This is a genomic window from Pantoea sp. BJ2 (genome assembly GCF_040255075.1).
Lineage (GTDB): Bacteria > Pseudomonadota > Gammaproteobacteria > Enterobacterales > Enterobacteriaceae > Pantoea > Pantoea leporis.
On record NZ_CP158292.1, the window covers coordinates 1806826 to 1826579 of the forward strand.

The 19754-nt window shown below is 54.6% G+C and carries 15 protein-coding genes, 1 other RNA gene and 1 other annotated feature (1 of these 17 running past the window's edge); of the genes, 12 read left to right on the forward strand and 4 right to left on the reverse strand.

Going from position 1 to position 19754, the window contains the following annotated elements; genetic code table 11:
* Positions 1–56 (forward strand) — a sequence feature (Phe leader region); it begins 70 nt to the left of the window's first position.
* Between the two features lie 71 nt (positions 57–127).
* From pheS to AAF463_RS08385, 10 genes are all read left to right on the forward strand, one after another.
* The gene (pheS, locus tag AAF463_RS08340; protein WP_101764574.1) at positions 128–1111 is read left to right on the forward strand and encodes a phenylalanine--tRNA ligase subunit alpha; all 984 of its coding nucleotides are present in this window, start codon (positions 128–130) and stop codon (positions 1109–1111) included.
* Between the two features lie 14 nt (positions 1112–1125).
* Complete coding sequence (pheT, locus tag AAF463_RS08345; protein WP_350261844.1) at positions 1126–3513, forward strand: phenylalanine--tRNA ligase subunit beta; 2388 nt, start codon at positions 1126–1128, stop codon at positions 3511–3513.
* Between the two features lie 4 nt (positions 3514–3517).
* The gene (gene ihfA / locus AAF463_RS08350) at positions 3518–3820 is read left to right on the forward strand and encodes an integration host factor subunit alpha (protein WP_007892687.1); all 303 of its coding nucleotides are present in this window, start codon (positions 3518–3520) and stop codon (positions 3818–3820) included.
* 191 nt (positions 3821–4011) lie between these two features.
* Positions 4012–4374 carry a DUF2502 domain-containing protein gene (locus tag AAF463_RS08355; RefSeq protein WP_350261845.1) on the forward strand — a complete coding sequence of 121 codons (363 nt, stop codon included), beginning with the start codon at positions 4012–4014 and terminating at the stop codon, positions 4372–4374.
* A gap of 90 nt (positions 4375–4464) precedes the next feature.
* Positions 4465–5448 (forward strand): vitamin B12 ABC transporter permease BtuC, encoded by a 984-nt coding sequence (gene btuC / locus AAF463_RS08360; RefSeq protein WP_101764571.1) that lies wholly within the window; start codon positions 4465–4467, stop codon positions 5446–5448.
* Between the two features lie 39 nt (positions 5449–5487).
* Positions 5488–6033 carry a glutathione peroxidase gene (locus tag AAF463_RS08365; RefSeq protein WP_110866017.1) on the forward strand — a complete coding sequence of 182 codons (546 nt, stop codon included), beginning with the start codon at positions 5488–5490 and terminating at the stop codon, positions 6031–6033.
* Complete coding sequence (gene btuD / locus AAF463_RS08370) at positions 6034–6780, forward strand: vitamin B12 ABC transporter ATP-binding protein BtuD (protein ID WP_350261846.1); 747 nt, start codon at positions 6034–6036, stop codon at positions 6778–6780. It abuts the gene before it with no gap.
* Positions 6781–6849: 69 nt separating this feature from the next.
* A complete protein-coding gene (locus AAF463_RS08375) occupies positions 6850–7308 on the forward strand; it encodes an NlpC/P60 family protein (RefSeq protein WP_101764568.1) in 459 nt (152 codons plus the stop codon).
* A gap of 314 nt (positions 7309–7622) precedes the next feature.
* On the forward strand, positions 7623–8366 hold the full coding sequence (locus AAF463_RS08380; RefSeq protein WP_271459870.1) for an EAL domain-containing protein: 744 nt from the start codon (positions 7623–7625) through the stop codon (positions 8364–8366).
* A gap of 98 nt (positions 8367–8464) precedes the next feature.
* On the forward strand, positions 8465–9904 hold the full coding sequence (locus AAF463_RS08385) for a protein adenylyltransferase SelO (RefSeq protein WP_350261847.1): 1440 nt from the start codon (positions 8465–8467) through the stop codon (positions 9902–9904).
* Positions 9905–9911: 7 nt separating this feature from the next.
* Here AAF463_RS08385 and AAF463_RS08390 read toward each other — a convergent pair whose 3' ends face one another.
* Both AAF463_RS08390 and AAF463_RS08395 read right to left on the reverse strand, forming a co-directional pair.
* Entirely contained in the window at positions 9912–10958 is a 1047-nt protein-coding gene (locus AAF463_RS08390) for a 3-deoxy-7-phosphoheptulonate synthase (RefSeq protein ID WP_350261848.1), read from the reverse strand.
* A gap of 195 nt (positions 10959–11153) precedes the next feature.
* Positions 11154–11981: a pyruvate, water dikinase regulatory protein gene (locus tag AAF463_RS08395; protein WP_350261849.1), complete on the reverse strand. Its 828-nt coding sequence runs from the start codon at positions 11979–11981 to the stop codon at positions 11154–11156.
* A 449-nt stretch (positions 11982–12430) separates the two neighbouring features.
* Between AAF463_RS08395 and ppsA the strand changes: the two genes are divergently transcribed.
* Entirely contained in the window at positions 12431–14818 is a 2388-nt protein-coding gene (gene ppsA / locus AAF463_RS08400) for a phosphoenolpyruvate synthase (protein WP_110866023.1), read from the forward strand.
* A gap of 99 nt (positions 14819–14917) precedes the next feature.
* On the opposite strand, the gene rprA is transcribed toward ppsA, so the two are convergent.
* An RNA gene (gene rprA / locus AAF463_RS08405) (antisense sRNA RprA) lies at positions 14918–15025 on the reverse strand.
* Between the two features lie 347 nt (positions 15026–15372).
* The gene (gene ydiK / locus AAF463_RS08410) at positions 15373–16485 is read right to left on the reverse strand and encodes an AI-2E family transporter YdiK (protein WP_101764562.1); all 1113 of its coding nucleotides are present in this window, start codon (positions 16483–16485) and stop codon (positions 15373–15375) included.
* 205 nt (positions 16486–16690) lie between these two features.
* Between ydiK and AAF463_RS08415 the strand changes: the two genes are divergently transcribed.
* Positions 16691–19744: an FAD-binding and (Fe-S)-binding domain-containing protein gene (locus AAF463_RS08415; protein WP_350261850.1), complete on the forward strand. Its 3054-nt coding sequence runs from the start codon at positions 16691–16693 to the stop codon at positions 19742–19744.
* Positions 19745–19754: the final 10 nt, after the last annotated feature.

Consider the following 19754-nt stretch of genomic DNA (forward strand, 5'->3'; position numbering starts at 1 on the left):
TAAGAAAAGAAACGAAAAATCGCGCTGAAAGCCTCCCTCGTGGAGGCTTTTTTGTTTCTGGCGACACTTAATCGGATCATCTGATCCCAACGAGAACTGACCAGCCCGGCTGGAAGAAGAGGAAATCATGTCCCAACTCGCAGACCTGGTGGCTCGTGCCACGGCCGCCATCGACGAGGCGGCGGATATCGCTGCTCTGGACGCCGTGCGCGTCGAATTTCTGGGTAAGAAAGGGCATCTGACGCTGCAAATGACTACCCTGCGTGAACTGCCGGCAGAAGAGCGCCCGGCTGCGGGTGCGGTCATCAACGAGGCCAAACAGCAAGTGCAGGACCGCCTTACCGCGCGCAAAGAGACGCTGGAAAGTGCGGAGCTGAATGCGCGTCTGGCTGCGGAAACCATCGACGTGTCGCTGCCTGGCCGCCGCGTTGAGAATGGTGGCTTGCATCCGGTGACCCGCACTATTGATCGTATCGAAACCTTCTTCGGCGAACTGGGTTTCGCGGTGGTAACAGGTCCGGAAATTGAAGACGATTACCACAACTTTGATGCGCTGAACATTCCCGGCCATCACCCGGCGCGTGCCGATCACGACACGTTCTGGTTTGATGCCACGCGTCTGCTGCGCACCCAAACTTCAGGCGTGCAGATCCGTACCATGAAAAACCAGCAGCCGCCAATCCGCATCATCGCGCCAGGCCGTGTTTATCGTAACGATTACGATCAGACGCACACGCCAATGTTCCACCAGATGGAAGGTTTGATTGTCGATAAAGACATCAGCTTTACCAACCTGAAAGGCACACTGCACGATTTCCTCAACAACTTCTTCGAAGAGAATCTGCAAATTCGCTTCCGTCCTTCTTACTTCCCGTTCACCGAACCGTCCGCAGAAGTGGACGTGATGGGTAAAAACGGCAAGTGGTTGGAAGTGCTGGGTTGCGGCATGGTGCACCCGAACGTATTGCGCAATGTTGGCATCGATCCGGAAATTTATTCGGGCTTTGCGTTTGGCATGGGCATGGAGCGTCTCACCATGCTGCGCTACGGTGTGACCGATCTGCGCGCCTTCTTCGAAAATGATTTACGTTTCCTCAAACAATTTAAATAAGGGCAGGTTATCCAATGAAATTCAGTGAACTCTGGTTACGCGAATGGGTAAATCCAGCCCTGGACAGCGCTGCGCTGTCTGAGCAAATCACCATGGCCGGCCTTGAAGTGGACGGCATGGATCCGGTTGCCGGTGCGTTCCACGGTGTTGTGGTGGGTGAAGTGGTTGAGTGCGGCCAGCATCCGAACGCCGACAAACTGCGCGTCACCAAAATCAACGTCGGTGGCGAGCGCCTGTTGGATATCGTCTGCGGCGCGCCAAACTGCCGTCAGGGCCTGAAAGTGGCGGTAGCGACCGTTGGCGCTGTGCTGCCGGGCGATTTCAAAATCAAAGCAGCAAAACTGCGTGGCGAGCCGTCTGAAGGCATGCTGTGCTCCTTCTCTGAGCTGGGTATTTCCGACGATCACAACGGCATCATCGAGCTGCCAGCCGATGCGCCAATTGGCACCGATATCCGCAGCTATCTGCAGCTGGATGACAACACCATTGAAATCAGCGTCACGCCAAACCGCGCCGATTGTCTGGGCATCATCGGGATTGCGCGTGATGTAGCAGTTTTGAACGGTTTGCCGCTGACGGCTCCCGCAATTGAGCCGGTAAAAGCCACCATCAACGATACCTTCCCGATTCGCGTTGATGCCACCGCCGCTTGCCCGCGCTACCTTGGCCGCGTGGTGAAAGGTGTCAACGTCAAAGCCGATACGCCATTGTGGATGCGTGAGAAGCTGCGTCGTTGCGGTATTCGCTCAATCGATCCGGTGGTCGATATCACCAACTTTGTACTGCTGGAGCTTGGCCAGCCGATGCATGCCTTCGATCTCGACCGCATCGACGGCGGCATTGTGGTGCGTATGGCAGAAGAGGGCGAAGTGCTGACGCTGCTGGATGGTACCGAAGCTAAACTCAGCAGCGACACGCTGGTGATTGCCGATCACCACAAAGCGCTGGCGATGGGCGGCATCTTTGGTGGCGAGCATTCCGGTGTCAATGAAGAGACGCAAAATGTGCTGTTCGAATGCGCCTACTTTGATCCGCTGGCGATCACCGGCCGCGCTCGCCGTCAGGGTCTGCATACCGACGCGTCACATCGTTACGAGCGTGGCGTCGATCCAGCGTTGCAGCACAAAGCGATTGAACGCGCGACGCAACTGTTGCTCGACATCTGTGGCGGCGAAGCGGGCCCGGTCATCGACCAAACTGACGCGAGCGCGCTGCCGCCACGCGCCACCATCACGCTGCGCCGTGAAAAGCTCGATCGTCTGATTGGCCATGTGATTGCTGACGAACAGGTTACTGACATCCTGACGCGTTTGGGTTGCGAAGTGAAAGTGAGTGCAGGTGAGTGGCAAGCCGTTGCGCCAAGCTGGCGTTTCGATATGGCTATCGAAGAAGATCTGGTCGAAGAAGTGGCGCGCGTTTACGGCTACAACAACATCCCTGATGTGCCGGTGAAAGCCAGCCTGATCATGACGCAGCATCGTGAAGCCGACCTGTCGCTGAAGCGTGCGAAAAATCTGTTGGTAGATAAAGGTTATCAGGAAGCGATTACCTACAGCTTCGTTGATCCCAAACTGCAGCAGTTGCTGCATCCGGGCGAAGAGGCGCTGATCCTGCCCAGCCCAATCTCCAGCGATATGTCGGCAATGCGCCTGTCGCTGTGGACCGGTTTGCTGGGCGCGGTGGTGTATAACCAAAACCGTCAGCAGGGCCGCGTACGCCTGTTTGAAAGCGGTTTACGCTTTGTTCCTGATACACAGGCCGATCTGGGTATCCGCCAGGATCTTATGCTGGCCGGCGTTTTAAGCGGCAATCGCTATGAAGAGCATTGGGATCTGGCGCGTCAGACGGTTGACTTCTATGATTTGAAAGGCGATTTAGAATCGCTGCTGGATTTGACCGGTAAACTTGATGAGATTTCCTTCCGTGCGGAAGCCAATCCGGCGCTGCATCCAGGACAAAGCGCCGCAATTTATTTACGCGGCGAACGAATCGGATTTATCGGGGTGGTCCATCCAGAGCTGGAACGTAAGCTGGATCTGAATGGTCGCACCTTAGTGTTTGAACTGCTTTGGAATAAGGTCGCAGACCGCGTCCTGCCTGATGCGCGCGAGATTTCTCGCTTCCCGGCAAACCGTCGTGATATCGCCGTTGTGGTGGCTGAAAATGTGCCTGCAGCAGATATCATTGCGGAGTGTAAGAAAGTTGGCGTAAATCAGGTAGTTGGCGTAAACTTGTTTGACGTGTACCGTGGTAAGGGCGTAAACGAAGGTGAAAAGAGCCTAGCGATTAGCCTGATTTTGCAGGATACCAGCCGGACACTCGAAGAAGAGGAGATTGCCGCGACCGTTGCCAAATGCGTTGCGGCATTAAAAGAGCGATTCCAGGCAACCTTGAGGGATTGAACCTATGGCGCTTACAAAAGCTGAAATGTCAGAGTACCTGTTTGAAAAACTCGGGTTGAGCAAACGCGATGCCAAAGAGTTGGTAGAACTTTTTTTTGAAGAGGTTCGCCGCGCGTTGGAAAACGGAGAACAGGTAAAACTGTCCGGATTTGGTAATTTTGATCTGCGTGACAAAAACCAGCGTCCGGGCCGTAACCCGAAGACGGGGGAAGATATTCCTATCACCGCGCGCCGAGTGGTGACATTCCGTCCGGGACAGAAGTTGAAAAGTCGCGTCGAGAACGCGACACCCAAGGATGCTGACTAATTTCAGTACGACAAAAAGGCCGCTTAGCGGCCTTTTTTTTTGTCTTAAATCTGGCCGCTCCTCACGATTTATTCACGATGTAAGGATTTAGTAAGTATCCGGAAAATAGGGCGAAAATCGGTCATTACCGATAGTGACGGCATCAACACTTTTGTTATAACAGCGCCATCACAGAGCAAAAGGTTCGAATAATGAAAAAGACAGCAATTTTATTAAGTGTCTTGTTAGGCATGCCGCTGCTGGCTAGCGCCAATGTTTCCGTCAGCATCAACACGCCGGGCGTTTCGGTGCATATCGGCGATCAGGATAAGCGCGGCTACTATTGGGATGGTTACGACTGGCGTGCGCCAACGTGGTGGAAACAGCACCATAACCAGCGCATCGGCACCAAAGGTCCGCACGGTTACTGGAACGGTAACGGCTGGCAGGCGCAGCATCCGGGCAATGGACCGCACCGCGACGACAAACGTCAGCCGCAACCGCAGCATCACGACCAGCGTGACAATCAGCAGAAGCGTGATAATCATGGTCAGCCGCTTCCTCCGCATCAGTAAGGCTTCTCCAGCGGCGCCTCCACAGCGCCGCTTTCTTTTTGCTGTAATCCCACTACAATCAAATCTCTGTTTTCTCAGCCAATCTTATCTATGACTCTGCTGGATCAGCTTGCTTCCCAGGCAAATCGCCGCAGCCAGCGCTGGCTCATCGCACTCATTGCGCTTCTATTGCTGCTCATCGGGCTTAGCCTGTGTGCCGGCGACAGCTGGATCTCTCCCACACAATGGTTTTCGGCGGAAGGCGATCTGTTCGTCTGGCAGCTGCGCATGCCGCGCACGCTGGCGGTGCTGCTGGTGGGTGCGGCGCTGGCGGTGTGCGGCGTGGTAATGCAGGCGCTGTTCAACAATCCGCTGGCGGAACCCGGCTTACTTGGCGTGTCTAATGGGGCGGGGATTGGTCTGGTATTAGGCGTGATGCTCGGTAACGGTTCGCTATGGAGCTTAGCGCTGGCGGCCATGGCCGGTGCGCTGCTGATCACGCTGATGCTGCTGCACTTCGCTCACAAACAACTCTCAGTGAGCCGCTTACTGCTGACCGGCGTAGCGCTTGGCATTATCTGTAGCGCCATCATGACGTGGGCAGTGTACTTTAGCACCAGCCTCGATCTGCGTCAGCTGATGTACTGGATGATGGGCGGCTTTAGCGGCATCGACTGGCGCTATGGCTGGATGATGTTGGCGCTGCTGCCGGTAACGCTGCTGCTGATCGCCACCGCACGCACGTTGAATTTGCTGGCGCTGGGCGAAACCTCGGCACGTCAGCTCGGATTACCGCTGCTGCTGTGGCGCAACCTGCTGGTGCTGGCGATGGGCTGGCTGGTGGGCGTGAGCGTAGCGATGGCGGGTGCGATCGGTTTTATTGGTCTGGTTATCCCGCATCTATTGCGTCTCAGCGGTTTTAGCGATCATCGTTATTTGTTGCCTGCGGCGGCGTTAGCCGGTGCCGCAGTGCTGCTTGGCGCGGATATTATTGCGCGGTTGGTGCTAACCTCCGCCGAACTGCCGATTGGCGTGGTAACGGCCACGCTCGGCGCGCCGCTGTTTATCATGCTATTAGTGAAGTCTTCGCGCTAGCTTTGGCTGGCAACGTGTTATCAACAACAGGAATCGACGATGAGCATTTATCAGACAGAACTGGTTACGCTGGACGGTGAAAAAACCACGCTGGCGGCCTATGAGGGCAAGGTGCTACTGGTAGTCAATGTGGCATCCAAATGTGGTCTGACGGCGCAGTATGAGCAGTTAGAATCGCTGCAGAAAGCCTGGCAGGATAAGCCGTTCAGCGTGCTTGGCTTCCCATGCAATCAGTTCCTCGAGCAAGAGCCGGGCAGTAACGAAGAGATTAAAACCTTTTGCAGCACCACTTACGGCGTCACTTTCCCGATGTTCGATAAAACCGATGTCAACGGCGAGCATCGTCACCCTCTCTATGCGCAGCTGACGGCGGCGCAGCCGGTGGCGCAACGCCCGGAAGGCAGCGGTTTCCTCGAGCGCATGGAGAGCAAAGGGCGCGCGCCGAAAGCGCCAGGCGATATCCTGTGGAACTTCGAAAAATTCCTAATTAATAAGCAGGGCAAAGTCATTGCGCGCTTCTCACCGGATATGACGCCAGACGATCCCATCATCCTGAAAAGTGTAGAGCAGGCGCTGGCCGAATAAATGCTATTGCAGTGTCAGGGAGTCAGCGTCACAGGGCGGCTGGCTCCCGTTGAACTTAGCGTTAACGCCGGTGAGTTAGTGCATCTGGTGGGGCCGAACGGCGCTGGCAAAAGTACCTTGCTCAACGCGCTGTCCGGTTTGTTGCCGAGTCAGGGCAGCATTCTGCTGGATGGCGCGCCGCTGTCCACGTTAAACGGTGCGGCATTGGCCCCGCTGCGCGGCTGGCTGCCGCAACAGCAGATGGCGCCGGGACAAATGCCGGTGTGGCATTACTTACGCATGCATGTCACCACACAAACGGCGGAAACAGACTGCGTCTTACAAGAGGTGCTCGCGCAGTTAGCGCTGCAGGACAAACTGACGCGCAGTCTTACGCAGCTTTCTGGTGGCGAATGGCAACGCGTGCGGTTGGCTGCCGTGGTGTTGCAGGTTCATCCGGCGGTCAATCCACGCGGCAAACTCCTGCTACTGGATGAGCCGATGAGTGCACTCGACGTGGCGCAACAGCGTTCGGTCGATAAGCTGCTGGCTGAACTGTGTTGCAGCGGCCTGGCGATTGTTGCCAGCGGGCACGACCTCAACCACAGCCTGCGCCATGCCGAGCGCGTGTGGTTAATGCATCAAGGCGCGGTTGTCCGTCAGGGCAGGGCCTGCGAGGTGCTGACCGCTGCGCATTTAACCCCGCTTTACCAAACCCCGTTTGAACAAATTGATACCGCACAAGGTCCGCTGCTGTTTATTCCCTGACAGAGGATTGCGTGCCGTAGCGCTTTGCCGCTACAGTGTCTGCCGGACAAGGGAGAGAGGAAAAGGCGGATGCGGCTGACAATTTTGATTTTGGCACTGTTGCTGGCGGGCTGTAGCCATCATGCACCGCCGCCGAATGGCCGTTTGTCTGACTCTATCACCGTGATTGCCCAACTCAACGATCAGCTGAGCCGCTGGCGGGGAACGCCGTATCGCTATGGCGGATTAAGCCGCGGTGGCGTAGATTGTTCCGGCTTCGTCTATCTCACCTTCCGCGATAAATTCGATATGCAGCTGCCACGCTCGACCATTGATCAAACCGACATTGGTACGCGCATCGACAAGGGCGATCTGCTGCCTGGCGATCTGGTGTTCTTCAAAACCGGCAGCGGAGAAAACGGTTTGCACGTCGGTATTTACGATACCGACAACACCTTTATTCACGCCTCAACCAGCCAGGGTGTGATCCGCTCGTCGCTGGATAATGTTTACTGGCGTAAAGTATTTTGGCAGGCGCGTCGCATCTAAATAGCGTTGTTATCGCTTAATAAAGACGCGAAAAAAGAAAGGGTATCTCACCCTGAATTAAATCTGAATTCTGCCGATATTTAACTATCATTTAAAATGGCACTTTACCCGTTATCGATTTAATACTAATAATAAAGCTAAATTTATTTAATTGGTATGGACATTAACCCCGGCTTATTTGGCTTAAGTATTATTTGCGGCTTAAATCAGCGTAATAAGACCTAAAACGGCACCTCTTCAAACGTTTGGTCCTATTGCCTGGTGGAATTCGTTGATATACGATGCGCCAATTGCCATTGCTTCTGGCTTGAAAAATGAAAGTCCATTTGTCTGCCGACTATCAGTCGGAAACCTGGTTTTATCCAGTTTACTCTCTGGCGGGCCAGCTGACTGCGGTCGAGCTGGTGACGCAATTTGTCCACGACAGCGCACCTATTACGCTGCCGCAGGATTTGCTGTTGCCGCAATTGGACGATGCGCAGCAATTACGTTTGCTGCAGAGCCAGCTTTCATTGCTGGAAAAGTACCGCGACTTTTTTGAGATTAATCAAATTACCGCGTTGGTACGTATTGATGATTCTATGGCCAATACACTTTTAGCCAGCGAATTTCTGTTAAGGAAATTCCGACAAATCCCTTTTATTGTTTTAGATATCAGCGAAACGTTTCCGCAATTATCTTTGGGTAAATCCCATCCATTGCTCGCAGCATTACAAAGTGAATTTCGTTTATCGCTTTCACAATTTGGCGCAGGAAAAGCACCAGCAACCGCGGTGTACGATAATCTGTTTAGCGTGTTAAAACTGGATAAAGCCTTTATTCACAACCTGGCCAAGCGCGCCTCGTTTACGCCTTTTATTCAGACAGTTATCAATAATTTTTCCGATTTTGCGGACCAGATCATTATTTGTGGTATTGACGATAACCACATGATGGAAAAGATGACCACGTTGAGTGGTGCGCAGCTACAGGGCAGCCTGCTCCCGGTGGTGAAAGCTGAACGTCTTGACGATCTCATCTATTCCGACCTGAATTTACACACGCCTTCGCAGCAGTAACCCTTTCGCCTGTCTTCCGCGCCGCGTCGGCGTTACACTCTCTGTTATCTTATAACTTATTGCGGGTGCCTGATTTAAGCGCACCTTCCGGAGTGTCGATGCAATTTACCAATAGCTGGCAGCAAGAATTACCCGGATTCTACACCGCGCTGGACCCAACGCCATTAGTGGGCGGACGGCTGTTTTATCACAATGCCCCGCTGGCACAAGAGATGGGTTTAGACGATGCGCTGTTCGCCGGCAACGGGCATGGCGTGTGGTCAGGACGCGAAATGCTGCCCGGCATGTCGCCGCTGGCGCAGGTTTATAGTGGCCATCAGTTTGGCGTCTGGGCCGGACAGCTGGGCGATGGGCGCGGCATTCTGCTGGGTGAACAGCAGCTGGCCAACGGTCGCAAGCTCGACTGGCACTTAAAAGGGGCCGGATTAACGCCCTATTCGCGCATGGGCGACGGTCGCGCGGTGATCCGCTCCAGCGTACGCGAATTCCTCGCGTCTGAAGCGCTGCACCATCTGGGCATTCCCACCACGCGCGCGCTGGCGTTAGCCATTGGCGATGAGCCGGTGCTACGCGAAACCCAGGAACGCGGTGCGATGCTGATGCGCATTGCCGACAGCCATCTGCGTTTCGGTCATTTTGAGCATTTCTATTACGGCGGTGAACAAGACAAAGTGCGCCAGCTGGCGGATTACGCCATTCGCCATCACTGGCCGCAGCTCAAGGATGAAGCGGATCGTTACCTGCTGTGGTTCACCGATATCGTTAAACGCACCGCCAGCCTGATCGCCCATTGGCAGAGCGTTGGCTTTGCGCACGGCGTGATGAACACCGATAACATGTCGATTCTGGGCTTAACGCTGGATTACGGTCCTTACGGTTTCCTCGACGACTATCAGCCGGATTACATCTGCAATCACAGTGACTATCAGGGCCGCTACGCTTTCGAAAATCAGCCGATGATTGGCTTGTGGAACCTTAATCGCCTGGCGCATGCCTTGTCGGGCTTGATGACCACCGAGCAGCTTAAGCAGGCGCTGAGTCATTATGAAGGTGAGCTGATGCGCGTTTGGGGGGAGAAAATGCGTGCCAAACTCGGCTTGCTGACGGCGGATGCCAATGACAACACGCTTCTGACTGGCTTGCTGTCGATGATGACGGCGGAACACAGTGATTACACGCTGACCTTCCGCATGCTGAGCGACACGCAGCAAGATGAAAGCCGTTCGCCGTTGCGTGATGAGTTTATCGATCGTGAGGCCTTTGATCGCTGGTACAGCGATTATCGCCAGCGTTTGTTGCAAGACCACGCCAGCGATGCGCAGCGTCAGGCGGTGATGAAAGCGGCTAATCCGGCGCTGGTGTTACGCAACTATCTGGCACAGCAGGTGATTGAAGAGGTCGAGAACGGCGAGACCACGGCGTTAGCGAAGCTGCATAGCGCGTTACAGCAACCGTTTAGCGATGCGGCCGTCAGCGCAGAGTTGCGCCAACGGCCACCAGAGTGGGGCAAAACGCTTGAAGTGAGTTGTTCCAGCTAGATCAGCATTAAAAACGGCTGTCGACCGCGGCAGCCAGTTTTGCCAGCACCTCGGCGCTGTCTTCCCAGCCGAGGCACGGATCGGTGATTGACTGACCATAGGTCAGCGCCGCACCGTTCACCACTTTCTGATTCCCTTCCTGCAGGAAGCTCTCGATCATCACGCCCGCAACCGCGCGCGATCCGGCACGGATTTGCGCCGCCACATCATCGGCAACGTCACGCTGACGACCGTGCTGCTTCAGGCAGTTGCCGTGGCTGAAGTCGATCACCAATTGCTCCGGCAGATTGAAGTCGCGCAGATTGGCCGCTGCCGCCGCCACATCTTCGGCGTGATAGTTCGGCTGTCGACCGCCGCGCAGGATCACGTGACCATGCGGATTGCCACTGGTTTGATAGATGGTCATCTGACCGTTTTTATCCGGTGACAGGAACATGTGGCTAGCACGCGCGGCGCGAATCGCATCGACTGCGATCTGCACGTTACCGTCGGTACCGTTTTTGAAACCGACTGGACAGGAGAGCGCTGACGCCATTTCACGATGAATCTGGCTTTCGGTGGTACGCGCGCCAATCGCGCCCCAGCTGATCAGGTCGGCAATAAACTGGCCGATCACCATATCGAGGAATTCAGTGGCGGTTGGCAAGCCCAGCGCGTTGATATCCAGCAGCAGTTTGCGCGCAATGGCGATGCCGCGGTTTACATCGTAGCTGCCATCCAGATCGGGATCGGAGATCAGGCCTTTCCAGCCAATCACGGTGCGCGGTTTTTCGAAATAGGCACGCATCACGATTTCCAGACGATCTTTATGGCGCTCACGCAGCACGTTCAGACGTTCAGCATACTCAATCGCCGCTTTAGGATCGTGCAGCGAGCAAGGGCCAATAATCACCAGCAGACGCGGATCTTCACCGGTCAGAATGCGTGCGATGCGCTGGCGGGAAGCGGTGACGTTGGCGGCAATCTCTGCCGAAATAGGGTGTTCATGCGCGAGCGCAGCCGGAGTCAGCAGGCTACCGATGCGCGCGGTACGCAGTTCATCAGTCTTATTCATTGAGATTCTCAAAAATTTGTTCTTCGCAGCGGTGAAATACCGGGAAGTGATGGTGATCACAATAAACTAATAGCCTGCGAATTCAACCTGCTAAAAACAAAGGTCTTAAAACCAGACGGAAGCCAGACTTTACGATTGCAATACAGGCCAGGTATGTGGCGGGAGGTCGCCATTTATGGCGACCGGCAGAGAAACCTAATACATGCTGCGGCTCAGACCCATGATATCGAGAATTTTGGTGGCGATCTCTTCCACCGAATAGTTGGTGCTGTTGAGATAACGAATCTGGTTGGTACGGAACAGCGCTTCCACTTCGCCTACTTCGAGACGGCACTGGCGCAACGAAGCGTAGCGGGTATTTTCCGCGCGCTCCTGGCGAATCGCCGCCAGGCGTTCCGGGTCGATGGTTAAACCAAACAACTTATGCTGATGTGCACGCAGCGCCGGCGGCAGTTTCAGGTTATCCATATCATCGGCGATAAACGGATAGTTAGCGGCACGCACGCCAAACTGCATTGCCAGATACAAGCTGGTGGGCGTCTTCCCGCAGCGCGACACGCCGAGCAGAATCACCTGCGCATCTTCGAGGCCGCGCAGGGAAATGCCGTCATCATGTGCAAGGGTGTAATCGATGGCGGCAATGCGCGCGTCATATTTGCCGAGGTTGCTGGCGGTCAAACCGTGCGTGCGGTGCGCCACCGGCATTGACGCCACGCCGAGCTCGCTTTGCAGCGGCGCCACCAGCGCCTGCACGATGTCCTGACAAAAGCCTTCGCTCTCCAGAATAATTTCGCGGACGTCGGGCGTGACGATGGAGAAGAACACCAGCGGGCGCAAGCCGCTCTGCTGGTAAAGCGCGTTGATCTGCGCCTTAACCGCCTGAGCGCGCTGCACATTCTCGACAAACGGCAGCGTCACGCTGTGGGTCATCACCGGGAACTGAGATAACACCGCATGGCCCAGCACTTCGGCGGTAATGGCGGTGCCATCAGAAATGTAGAATACGCTGCGTTCAGTGTTCATAGTGCAAATATCCTCTTGCGTAGCAATGCCCAAATTATCGATGACAATATTTCATTTTAATTAATAGTAAAATGAAATATCCATATTGTCCGCTATTGCGCTCACAAAGATGAATCAGCGAATAATCAATATTAGATGAAATGCTGTTTTGAAAAGCATTATTTTCGCGCATTTTCCTTTTCGCGCATGAAATAAAGTGTGAAGGCGTTGCGCAACAAAAATCAATCGCTAACCCTCTGAAAAGGGGAAAAATATCGCTACAGCAATCTATTAGCGTGAAATAGGGCGGTTGCGCAACACAATTAATTCTAAGTACTAATCCGATTTTGTCTTTCTTTTCTTGCTTTAACGATTCAACACTTAGTCTTTATTAATCGGTTGTGCCAGGCTGTTTTGGCGAATAGCAAAATGTTCCATGTGTATTCACATCATTTAAAAGGATAATCTCAATGTCCAATCAAGACCAACAGTCGCTAGTGCTCTGGTACAACCAGCTTGGCATGCATGATGTTGATCGGGTGGGAGGCAAGAATGCTTCCCTTGGAGAAATGATTACGAATTTGTCGTCGCTGGGAGTTTCCGTACCAAACGGTTATGCGACCACATCTTACGCGTTTAATCTGTTCCTCGATCAAAGCGGACTGAACCAGCGGATCTATGATTTGCTGGATAAAACGGATGTTGATGATGTTGCTGAGCTCGCGCAAGCGGGTAAACAGATTCGTCAATGGGTGATCGACACGCCATTCCAGCCTGAACTGGAAGCGGCAATTCGTAGCGCCTACGAACAACTCTCTGCTGATGATGCCGACGCCTCCTTTGCGGTGCGCTCGTCAGCCACCGCCGAGGATATGCCCGACGCCTCGTTTGCCGGCCAGCAGGAGACTTTCCTTAACGTGCAGGGTTATGACGCGGTCATCATCGCGGTGAAGCACGTTTATGCCTCCTTATTTAACGATCGTGCCATCTCCTACCGTGTGCATCAGGGCTACGACCATCGCGGCGTGGCGCTCTCGGCCGGTATTCAGCGCATGGTGCGATCGGACCTCGCCTCGTCGGGCGTGATGTTCACCATTGATACCGAATCGGGCTTTGATCAGGTGGTGTTTATCACGTCCGCCTTTGGTTTGGGCGAAATGGTGGTGCAGGGCGCGGTGAACCCCGACGAGTTCTACGTGCATAAACCAACGCTGGCCGCCAATCGTCCGGCGATTGTGCGCCGCACCATGGGCTCAAAAAAGCTGCGCATGGTGTATGCGGATTCGCAGGAGCATGGCGAGCAGGTGCGCATTGAAGATGTCGAGCAGGAACAGCGCGATCGCTTCAGCTTAACCGATGACGAAGTGCAGGCGCTGGCGCGTCAGGCGGTGCTGATTGAGCAGCACTATAAACGCCCAATGGACATTGAATGGGCGAAAGATGGCCACACCGGCAAACTGTTCATCGTGCAGGCGCGTCCGGAAACGGTGCGCTCCAACGGTCAGGTGATGGAACGTTATACGCTGCAGGGCAAAGGCAACGTGGTGGTCGAAGGCCGCGCCATTGGTCATCGTATCGGCGCCGGTGAAGTCAAAGTCATCCACGACATCAGCGAGATGCATCGCATTGAAAAAGGCGACGTGCTGGTAACCGACATGACCGATCCCGATTGGGAACCGATCATGAAGAAAGCCTCAGCCATCGTCACCAATCGCGGCGGTCGTACTTGCCATGCAGCGATCATCGCGCGTGAGCTGGGCATTCCGGCGGTGGTGGGCTGTGGCGATGCCACCGATCACCTGAAAGATGGCCACAAAGTCACGGTTTCCTGCGCCGAAGGTGATACCGGTTATGTGTATGACGAACTGCTGGACTTCGAAGTGACCAGCTCGCAGGTCGATACCATGCCGGAACTGCCACTGAAGATCATGATGAACATCGGTAATCCGGATCGTGCTTTCGATTTCGCCTGCTTGCCGAACGAAGGTGTTGGCCTGGCGCGTCTGGAGTTCATCATCAACCGTATGATTGGCGTGCATCCCAAAGCGTTGCTGGAGTTTGATCAGCAAACGCCGGAATTGCAGCAGCAGATTCGTCAGATGATGAAAGGCTTTGATGACCCGATTGAGTTCTACATCGGCCGTCTAACCGAAGGGATTGCGACGCTGGGTGCCGCATTTGCGCCGAAACGGGTGATTGTTCGTCTTTCCGATTTCAAAACCAACGAATACGCCAACCTGGTGGGTGGCGAGCGTTATGAGCCGGAAGAAGAGAACCCGATGCTCGGTTTCCGTGGCGCCGGTCGCTACGTTGCTGACAACTTCCGCGACTGCTTCAAGCTGGAGTGCGAAGCGGTGAAGCGCGTGCGTAACGAAATGGGGCTGACCAACGTTGAAATCATGATTCCGTTCGTGCGTACCGTCGATCAAGCCGAAGCGGTGGTCGCCGAGCTGGCGAAAAACGGTCTGAAGCGCGGCGAGAATGGCCTGAAAGTGATCATGATGTGTGAGATCCCGTCCAACGCCTTGCTGGCTGAGCAGTTCCTCGAGCACTTCGATGGCTTCTCCATCGGTTCCAACGACATGACGCAGTTGGCGCTGGGCCTAGATCGTGACTCTGGCGTGGTGTCCGCGCTGTTTGATGAACGTAATGATGCCGTGAAAGCGCTGTTATCGATGTCGATCAAAGCGGCGAAAAAACAGGGCAAATACGTCGGTATTTGTGGTCAGGGACCGTCGGATCATCAGGACTTTGCGGCATGGTTAATGGAGCAGGGCATTGATAGCCTGTCGCTTAATCCGGATACCGTGGTTGAAACCTGGTTGAGTTTGGCAGAGCTGAACGCATCCAAACATTAACCAGGCGGTAATTTGATGCATCAGATGAGAATCTGATGTGTCATTAGTGTAATTATCAAGGTCAGCGCTGCTGACCTTATTTTTTTGTCTAAAAAAAAGCCAAAAAAAAGCCCATCACAGGGGATGGGCAAAGACTACACACAGCAATTCTTCACTTTACTCAGGGGAATAAGGTTGTTTAGAAATCAGTAGCTTGATTCAAAACATAGGAAACATGTTATTGATCAGGCTCGCTGGCGTCTTTAAGAATCCTCTTATTAGTTTAAAGCTGATAACCTTTCGTGGCCTTTTTCTTCCCTGCTAAGCGGCAATTCAGCTGTAAAAATAATCATTCCGTAAGAGAATTCCGCCTAAAGCGCCTAAAACTGCGTTTTTTCTTAAAAACCGCTTATGAAAAAAAATTATTATCAGTAAGAAATGCGCGGTGGCGATGTTGGGGCATTAGGCGGGTTAAAGTAAGGCCAGTGTAAAACTGAGAGAACGTGTATCTTCGCTGAGTGGGCGTTAATGTGAATGAGGTCGCCATGAATGAATGGCGACCCGGCGGGGAACGCTTAATGTAGTTCTTCTTCGTGATCGGCCAACGCTTCGATGGCGGTCTGCACATCGTCATCCGGTTCGGGCGCTTCATGCATCCACACTGAAACCAGACGATAAGACACCGCCAGGACCACCGGACCGATAAACAGCCCAATCATACCGAAAGCAATCAATCCGCCAATAACGCCGGAAAGAATCAGGATCATCGGTAAATCGGCACCCATGCGAATCAACACCGGACGCAACACGCTGTCCAGCGTACCGACCACGCAACTCCACACCAGCAGCACCGTGCCCCACGTGGTATCGCCGCTCCAGTACAGCCAGATAATCGCTGGCACTAACACTACCAGCGGCCCGAGCTGCACCAGGCAGGTCAGAATCATCAACACGGTTAACAGCGTGGCGTAAGGAATGCCGGAAATGGCTAAACCAATGCCGCCGAGCACGCCCTGAACCAGCGCGGTGACCACCACGCCCAGCGCCACAGCACGAATCGCCTGACCGGCCAGCAGCACTGCGGCATCGCCACGGCGTCCACTCATGCGATAGGCAAAATGACGAATGCCGTGGCCCACCTGCTCGCCGCGCCAGTAGAGCAGCACGCTGAACAACAGCATCACGATGAGGTGCATCATAAAGCGGCCGAAGTGGCCGGCCTGCGCCACAAAGAAGCCAGTGGTGCGACCAATATAAGGCTGCACCTGATTCAGCATCGCCGCGCCGCCGCCATCCACTAATTTGTGGTAGCTCGAGTAGAGTTTCCTGCCGACGTAGGGAATCTGTCGCAACCAATCGAAGTCAGGCATTACCAGATGGCGCTGCGTTGCCCAGGCGATCACCGGCGCGCTGTTATCAATCAGGCTGCTGACCAGCAAAGCGATAGGAATAATAAACAGCAGTAACAGCAAAATGGTCATGGCGATCACCGCCAGCGAGCGCCGTCCCCACAACATGTGCTGCAGACGAATCATCAACGGCCAGGTGGCGATCACCACCATGCTGGCCCAGGCGAAGCCAAGAATAAAGGGCTGCACCACCCACAGACTGGCGATGATCATGATTAGAATGAACATCAGTGAAAACAGCATTTGCGGTAAATCCATACCGCGTTGCAGGTCTTTCATCACAACGGTTAACCTCGATTGAATCCTTCAGAGTGGGGCTGAACAGCCCTGATTAATGATGATCTATTTCCTGAAAATTAAACAGGAAAAGCAGCGACGGCGGCGCGCTTTCCTGAAAAAACAGCAGCCAGCAGAAAAGTATGATAAAACCAAGGGCTGAAAAAAATCACGACGCAAACGTTTACAACATCTCGGTCACTCAATAATGATCCCACAGATTTCTCAGGCACCGGGCCTCGTTCAACTGGTGCTGACATTCCTGCAGTCCTTGAAAGAGCAAGGCTTTACCGGCGATACCGCCACCAGTTATGCCGATCGCCTCTCGCTTGCCACCGACAACAGTATTTATCAGCTGCTGCCTGATGCGGCGCTGTTTCCGCGCTCGACGGCGGATGTGGCGTTGATTGCGCGCCTTGCCGGTGAAACCCGTTTTACCAGCCTGGTGTTTACGCCACGCGGTGGCGGCACCGGCACCAACGGACAGTCGCTGAATCAGGGCATCGTGGTGGATCTGTCGCGCTACATGAACCGCATCCTGGAAATCAACACCGAGCAAGGTTGGGTGCGGGTTGAAGCGGGCGTGGTGAAAGATCAGCTCAATGCGTGGCTCAAGCCGTATGGCTTCTTCTTCTCGCCGGAGCTCTCCACCAGCAACCGCGCCACGCTCGGCGGCATGATCAACACCGATGCTTCAGGCCAGGGTTCGCTGGTGTATGGCAAAACCTCCGATCACGTTGAAGGCCTGCGCGCGGTGCTGCTGGGTGGCGACATCCTTGATACGCGCGCCATGCCGACTGAATTGGCGGAACAGCTGGCCAGCACGCCGACCGCGGAAGGGCGCATTTACCAGCAGGTGTTGAGTCGCTGCCGCGAACAGCGCGATCTGATTCTGGAGAAATTCCCCAAGCTCAATCGCTTCCTGACCGGCTACGACCTGCGTCATGTGTTCAGCGACGATTTGCAGACGTTTGATTTGACGCGTTTGCTGTGCGGCGCGGAAGGCACATTGGCCTTTATTACCGAAGCGCGCCTCGACATCACCCCCATCCCTAAAGTGCGCCGTCTAGTCAACATCAAATACGATTCATTCGACTCAGCCCTGCGTAACGCCCCTTTAATGGTGGAAGCCAAAGCGCTTTCGGTTGAAACCGTTGACTCAAAAGTCCTGAATCTGGCGCGAGAAGATATCGTCTGGCATTCGGTAAATGAATTAATTACCGATGTGCCAGATAAACAGTTGCTGGGGCTCAACATCGTGGAGTTTGCCGGTGATGATGGCGAACTGATTGAGCAGCAGATCAGCACGCTATGTCAGCGCTTAAATGAGCTGATGCAGCAGCAGATGGGCGGCGTGATTGGCTATCAACTGTGTAACGATTTAGGCGGCATTGAGCGCATCTATAATATGCGCAAAAAAGCGGTTGGCCTGCTGGGGAATGCCAAAGGGCGCGCCAAGCCGATTCCGTTTGTGGAAGACACCGCGGTGCCGCCAGAACAGCTGGCGGATTACATCGTCGATTTTCGCGCGCTGCTCGACAGTCACGGCCTGAGCTACGGCATGTTTGGGCATGTGGATGCTGGCGTGCTACATGTGCGTCCGGCTCTGGATATGTGCGATCCGCAGCAGGAGCTGCTGATGAAGCAGATCTCTGATGAAGTGGTGGCGCTGACCGCGCGCTACGGCGGTTTATTGTGGGGCGAGCACGGCAAAGGTTTCCGCGCGCAGTACAGCCCGGAGTTCTTTGGCGAAACGTTATTCAATGAGCTGCGCCGCATCAAAGCCGCGTTCGATCCTGACAACCGCATGAATCCCGGCAAAATCTGTACGCCGCTCGGCAGTGATGAACCGATGATGCAGGTTGATGCGGTGAAACGCGGCACCTATGATCGGCAGATTCCGGTTACGGTGCGCAACGAGTGGCGCGGTGCGATGGAGTGTAATGGCAACGGTTTGTGCTTCAACTTTGATGCACGTAGCCCAATGTGCCCGTCGATGAAAATTACCCGCAACCGCATTCACTCGCCGAAAGGGCGCGCCACACTCACGCGTGAATGGCTGCGTTTGCTCTCCGAGCAGGGCGTGGATCCTACCCAACTTGAGCAGGCGCTGCCGAAACAGGGCGCCAGCTTGCGTACGCTGATTCAGCGCACGCGTAATACCTGGCACGCAAATCAGGGCGAATATGACTTCTCGCACGAAGTGAAAGAGGCGATGTCGGGCTGCCTGGCGTGTAAAGCCTGCTCGACGCAGTGCCCAATCAAGATCGATGTGCCGAACTTCCGTTCACGCTTCCTGCAGCTGTATCACACCCGCTATCTGCGCCCGATGAGCGATCATCTGGTAGCCACCGTGGAGAGTTACGCGCCGCTGATGGCCAAAGCGCCTAAGGTGTTCAACTTTTTCCTCAAGCAGCCGTGGATGCGCGAGCTGAGCAAAAAGCATATCGGCATGGTGGATTTGCCGCTGCTGTCATCGCCGAGCCTCAAGCAGCAGTTAGGCGGCCATCCGGCGATGAACCTGACGCTGGAGCAGTTAGAAGCGCTGGATGCGGCGCAACGCGAAAACTGCGTGCTGGTGGTACAAGATCCCTTCACCAGCTATTACGAGGCACAGCTGGTCACCGATTTCGTCAAGCTGATTGAGAAACTCGGTTATCGTCCGGTGCTGCTGCCGTTCTCACCGAATGGCAAGGCGCAGCATGTGAAAGGCTTCCTGCAGCGCTTTGCGCGCACCGCCAGCAAAACCGCTGATTTTCTCAATCGCGTGGCAAAACTGGGCATGCCGATGGTCGGTGTCGATCCGGCGACCGTGCTCTGTTACCGCGATGAGTACCATCAGGTGCTGGGCGAGCAGCGCGGCGAGTTTAACGTACAACTGGTGCATGAGTGGCTGCAAACCGCCTTGTCGGCACGTGCGGAGCAAACCGCCAGCGGCGAAGCCTGGTATCTGTTTGCGCACTGCACCGAAGTGACCGCGCTACCGTCCACGCCGAATCAGTGGCAGAGCATTTTTGCGCGCTTTGGTGCGAAGCTGGAAAACGTCAATGTGGGCTGCTGCGGAATGGCGGGAACCTATGGCCACGAAAGCGTAAACCTGGAGAATTCGCTGGGGATTTACGAGCTGTCCTGGCATCCGCAATTGCAAAAGCTGCCGCGTCAGCGCTGTCTGGCAACCGGTTTTTCGTGTCGTAGTCAGGTAAAACGCGCAGAAGGCAATGGCATGCGTCATCCACTGCAAGCATTACTGGAAATGATGTAAACAAATTGTA

Excerpts from the sequence above, each read along its gene's own strand:
- pheS (WP_101764574.1), top strand. The coding sequence starts at position 128 with ATGTCCCAACTCGCAGACCTGGTGGCTCGTGCCACGGCCGCCATCGAC.
- pheT (WP_350261844.1), top strand. The coding sequence starts at position 1,126 with ATGAAATTCAGTGAACTCTGGTTACGCGAATGGGTAAATCCAGCCCTG.
- ihfA (WP_007892687.1), top strand. The coding sequence starts at position 3,518 with ATGGCGCTTACAAAAGCTGAAATGTCAGAGTACCTGTTTGAAAAACTC.
- AAF463_RS08355 (WP_350261845.1), top strand. The coding sequence starts at position 4,012 with ATGAAAAAGACAGCAATTTTATTAAGTGTCTTGTTAGGCATGCCGCTG.
- btuC (WP_101764571.1), top strand. The coding sequence starts at position 4,465 with ATGACTCTGCTGGATCAGCTTGCTTCCCAGGCAAATCGCCGCAGCCAG.
- AAF463_RS08365 (WP_110866017.1), top strand. The coding sequence starts at position 5,488 with ATGAGCATTTATCAGACAGAACTGGTTACGCTGGACGGTGAAAAAACC.
- btuD (WP_350261846.1), top strand. The coding sequence starts at position 6,034 with ATGCTATTGCAGTGTCAGGGAGTCAGCGTCACAGGGCGGCTGGCTCCC.
- AAF463_RS08375 (WP_101764568.1), top strand. The coding sequence starts at position 6,850 with ATGCGGCTGACAATTTTGATTTTGGCACTGTTGCTGGCGGGCTGTAGC.
- AAF463_RS08380 (WP_271459870.1), top strand. The coding sequence starts at position 7,623 with ATGAAAGTCCATTTGTCTGCCGACTATCAGTCGGAAACCTGGTTTTAT.
- AAF463_RS08385 (WP_350261847.1), top strand. The coding sequence starts at position 8,465 with ATGCAATTTACCAATAGCTGGCAGCAAGAATTACCCGGATTCTACACC.
- AAF463_RS08390 (WP_350261848.1), bottom strand. The coding sequence starts at position 10,958 with ATGAATAAGACTGATGAACTGCGTACCGCGCGCATCGGTAGCCTGCTG.
- AAF463_RS08395 (WP_350261849.1), bottom strand. The coding sequence starts at position 11,981 with ATGAACACTGAACGCAGCGTATTCTACATTTCTGATGGCACCGCCATT.
- ppsA (WP_110866023.1), top strand. The coding sequence starts at position 12,431 with ATGTCCAATCAAGACCAACAGTCGCTAGTGCTCTGGTACAACCAGCTT.
- ydiK (WP_101764562.1), bottom strand. The coding sequence starts at position 16,485 with ATGAAAGACCTGCAACGCGGTATGGATTTACCGCAAATGCTGTTTTCA.
- AAF463_RS08415 (WP_350261850.1), top strand. The coding sequence starts at position 16,691 with ATGATCCCACAGATTTCTCAGGCACCGGGCCTCGTTCAACTGGTGCTG.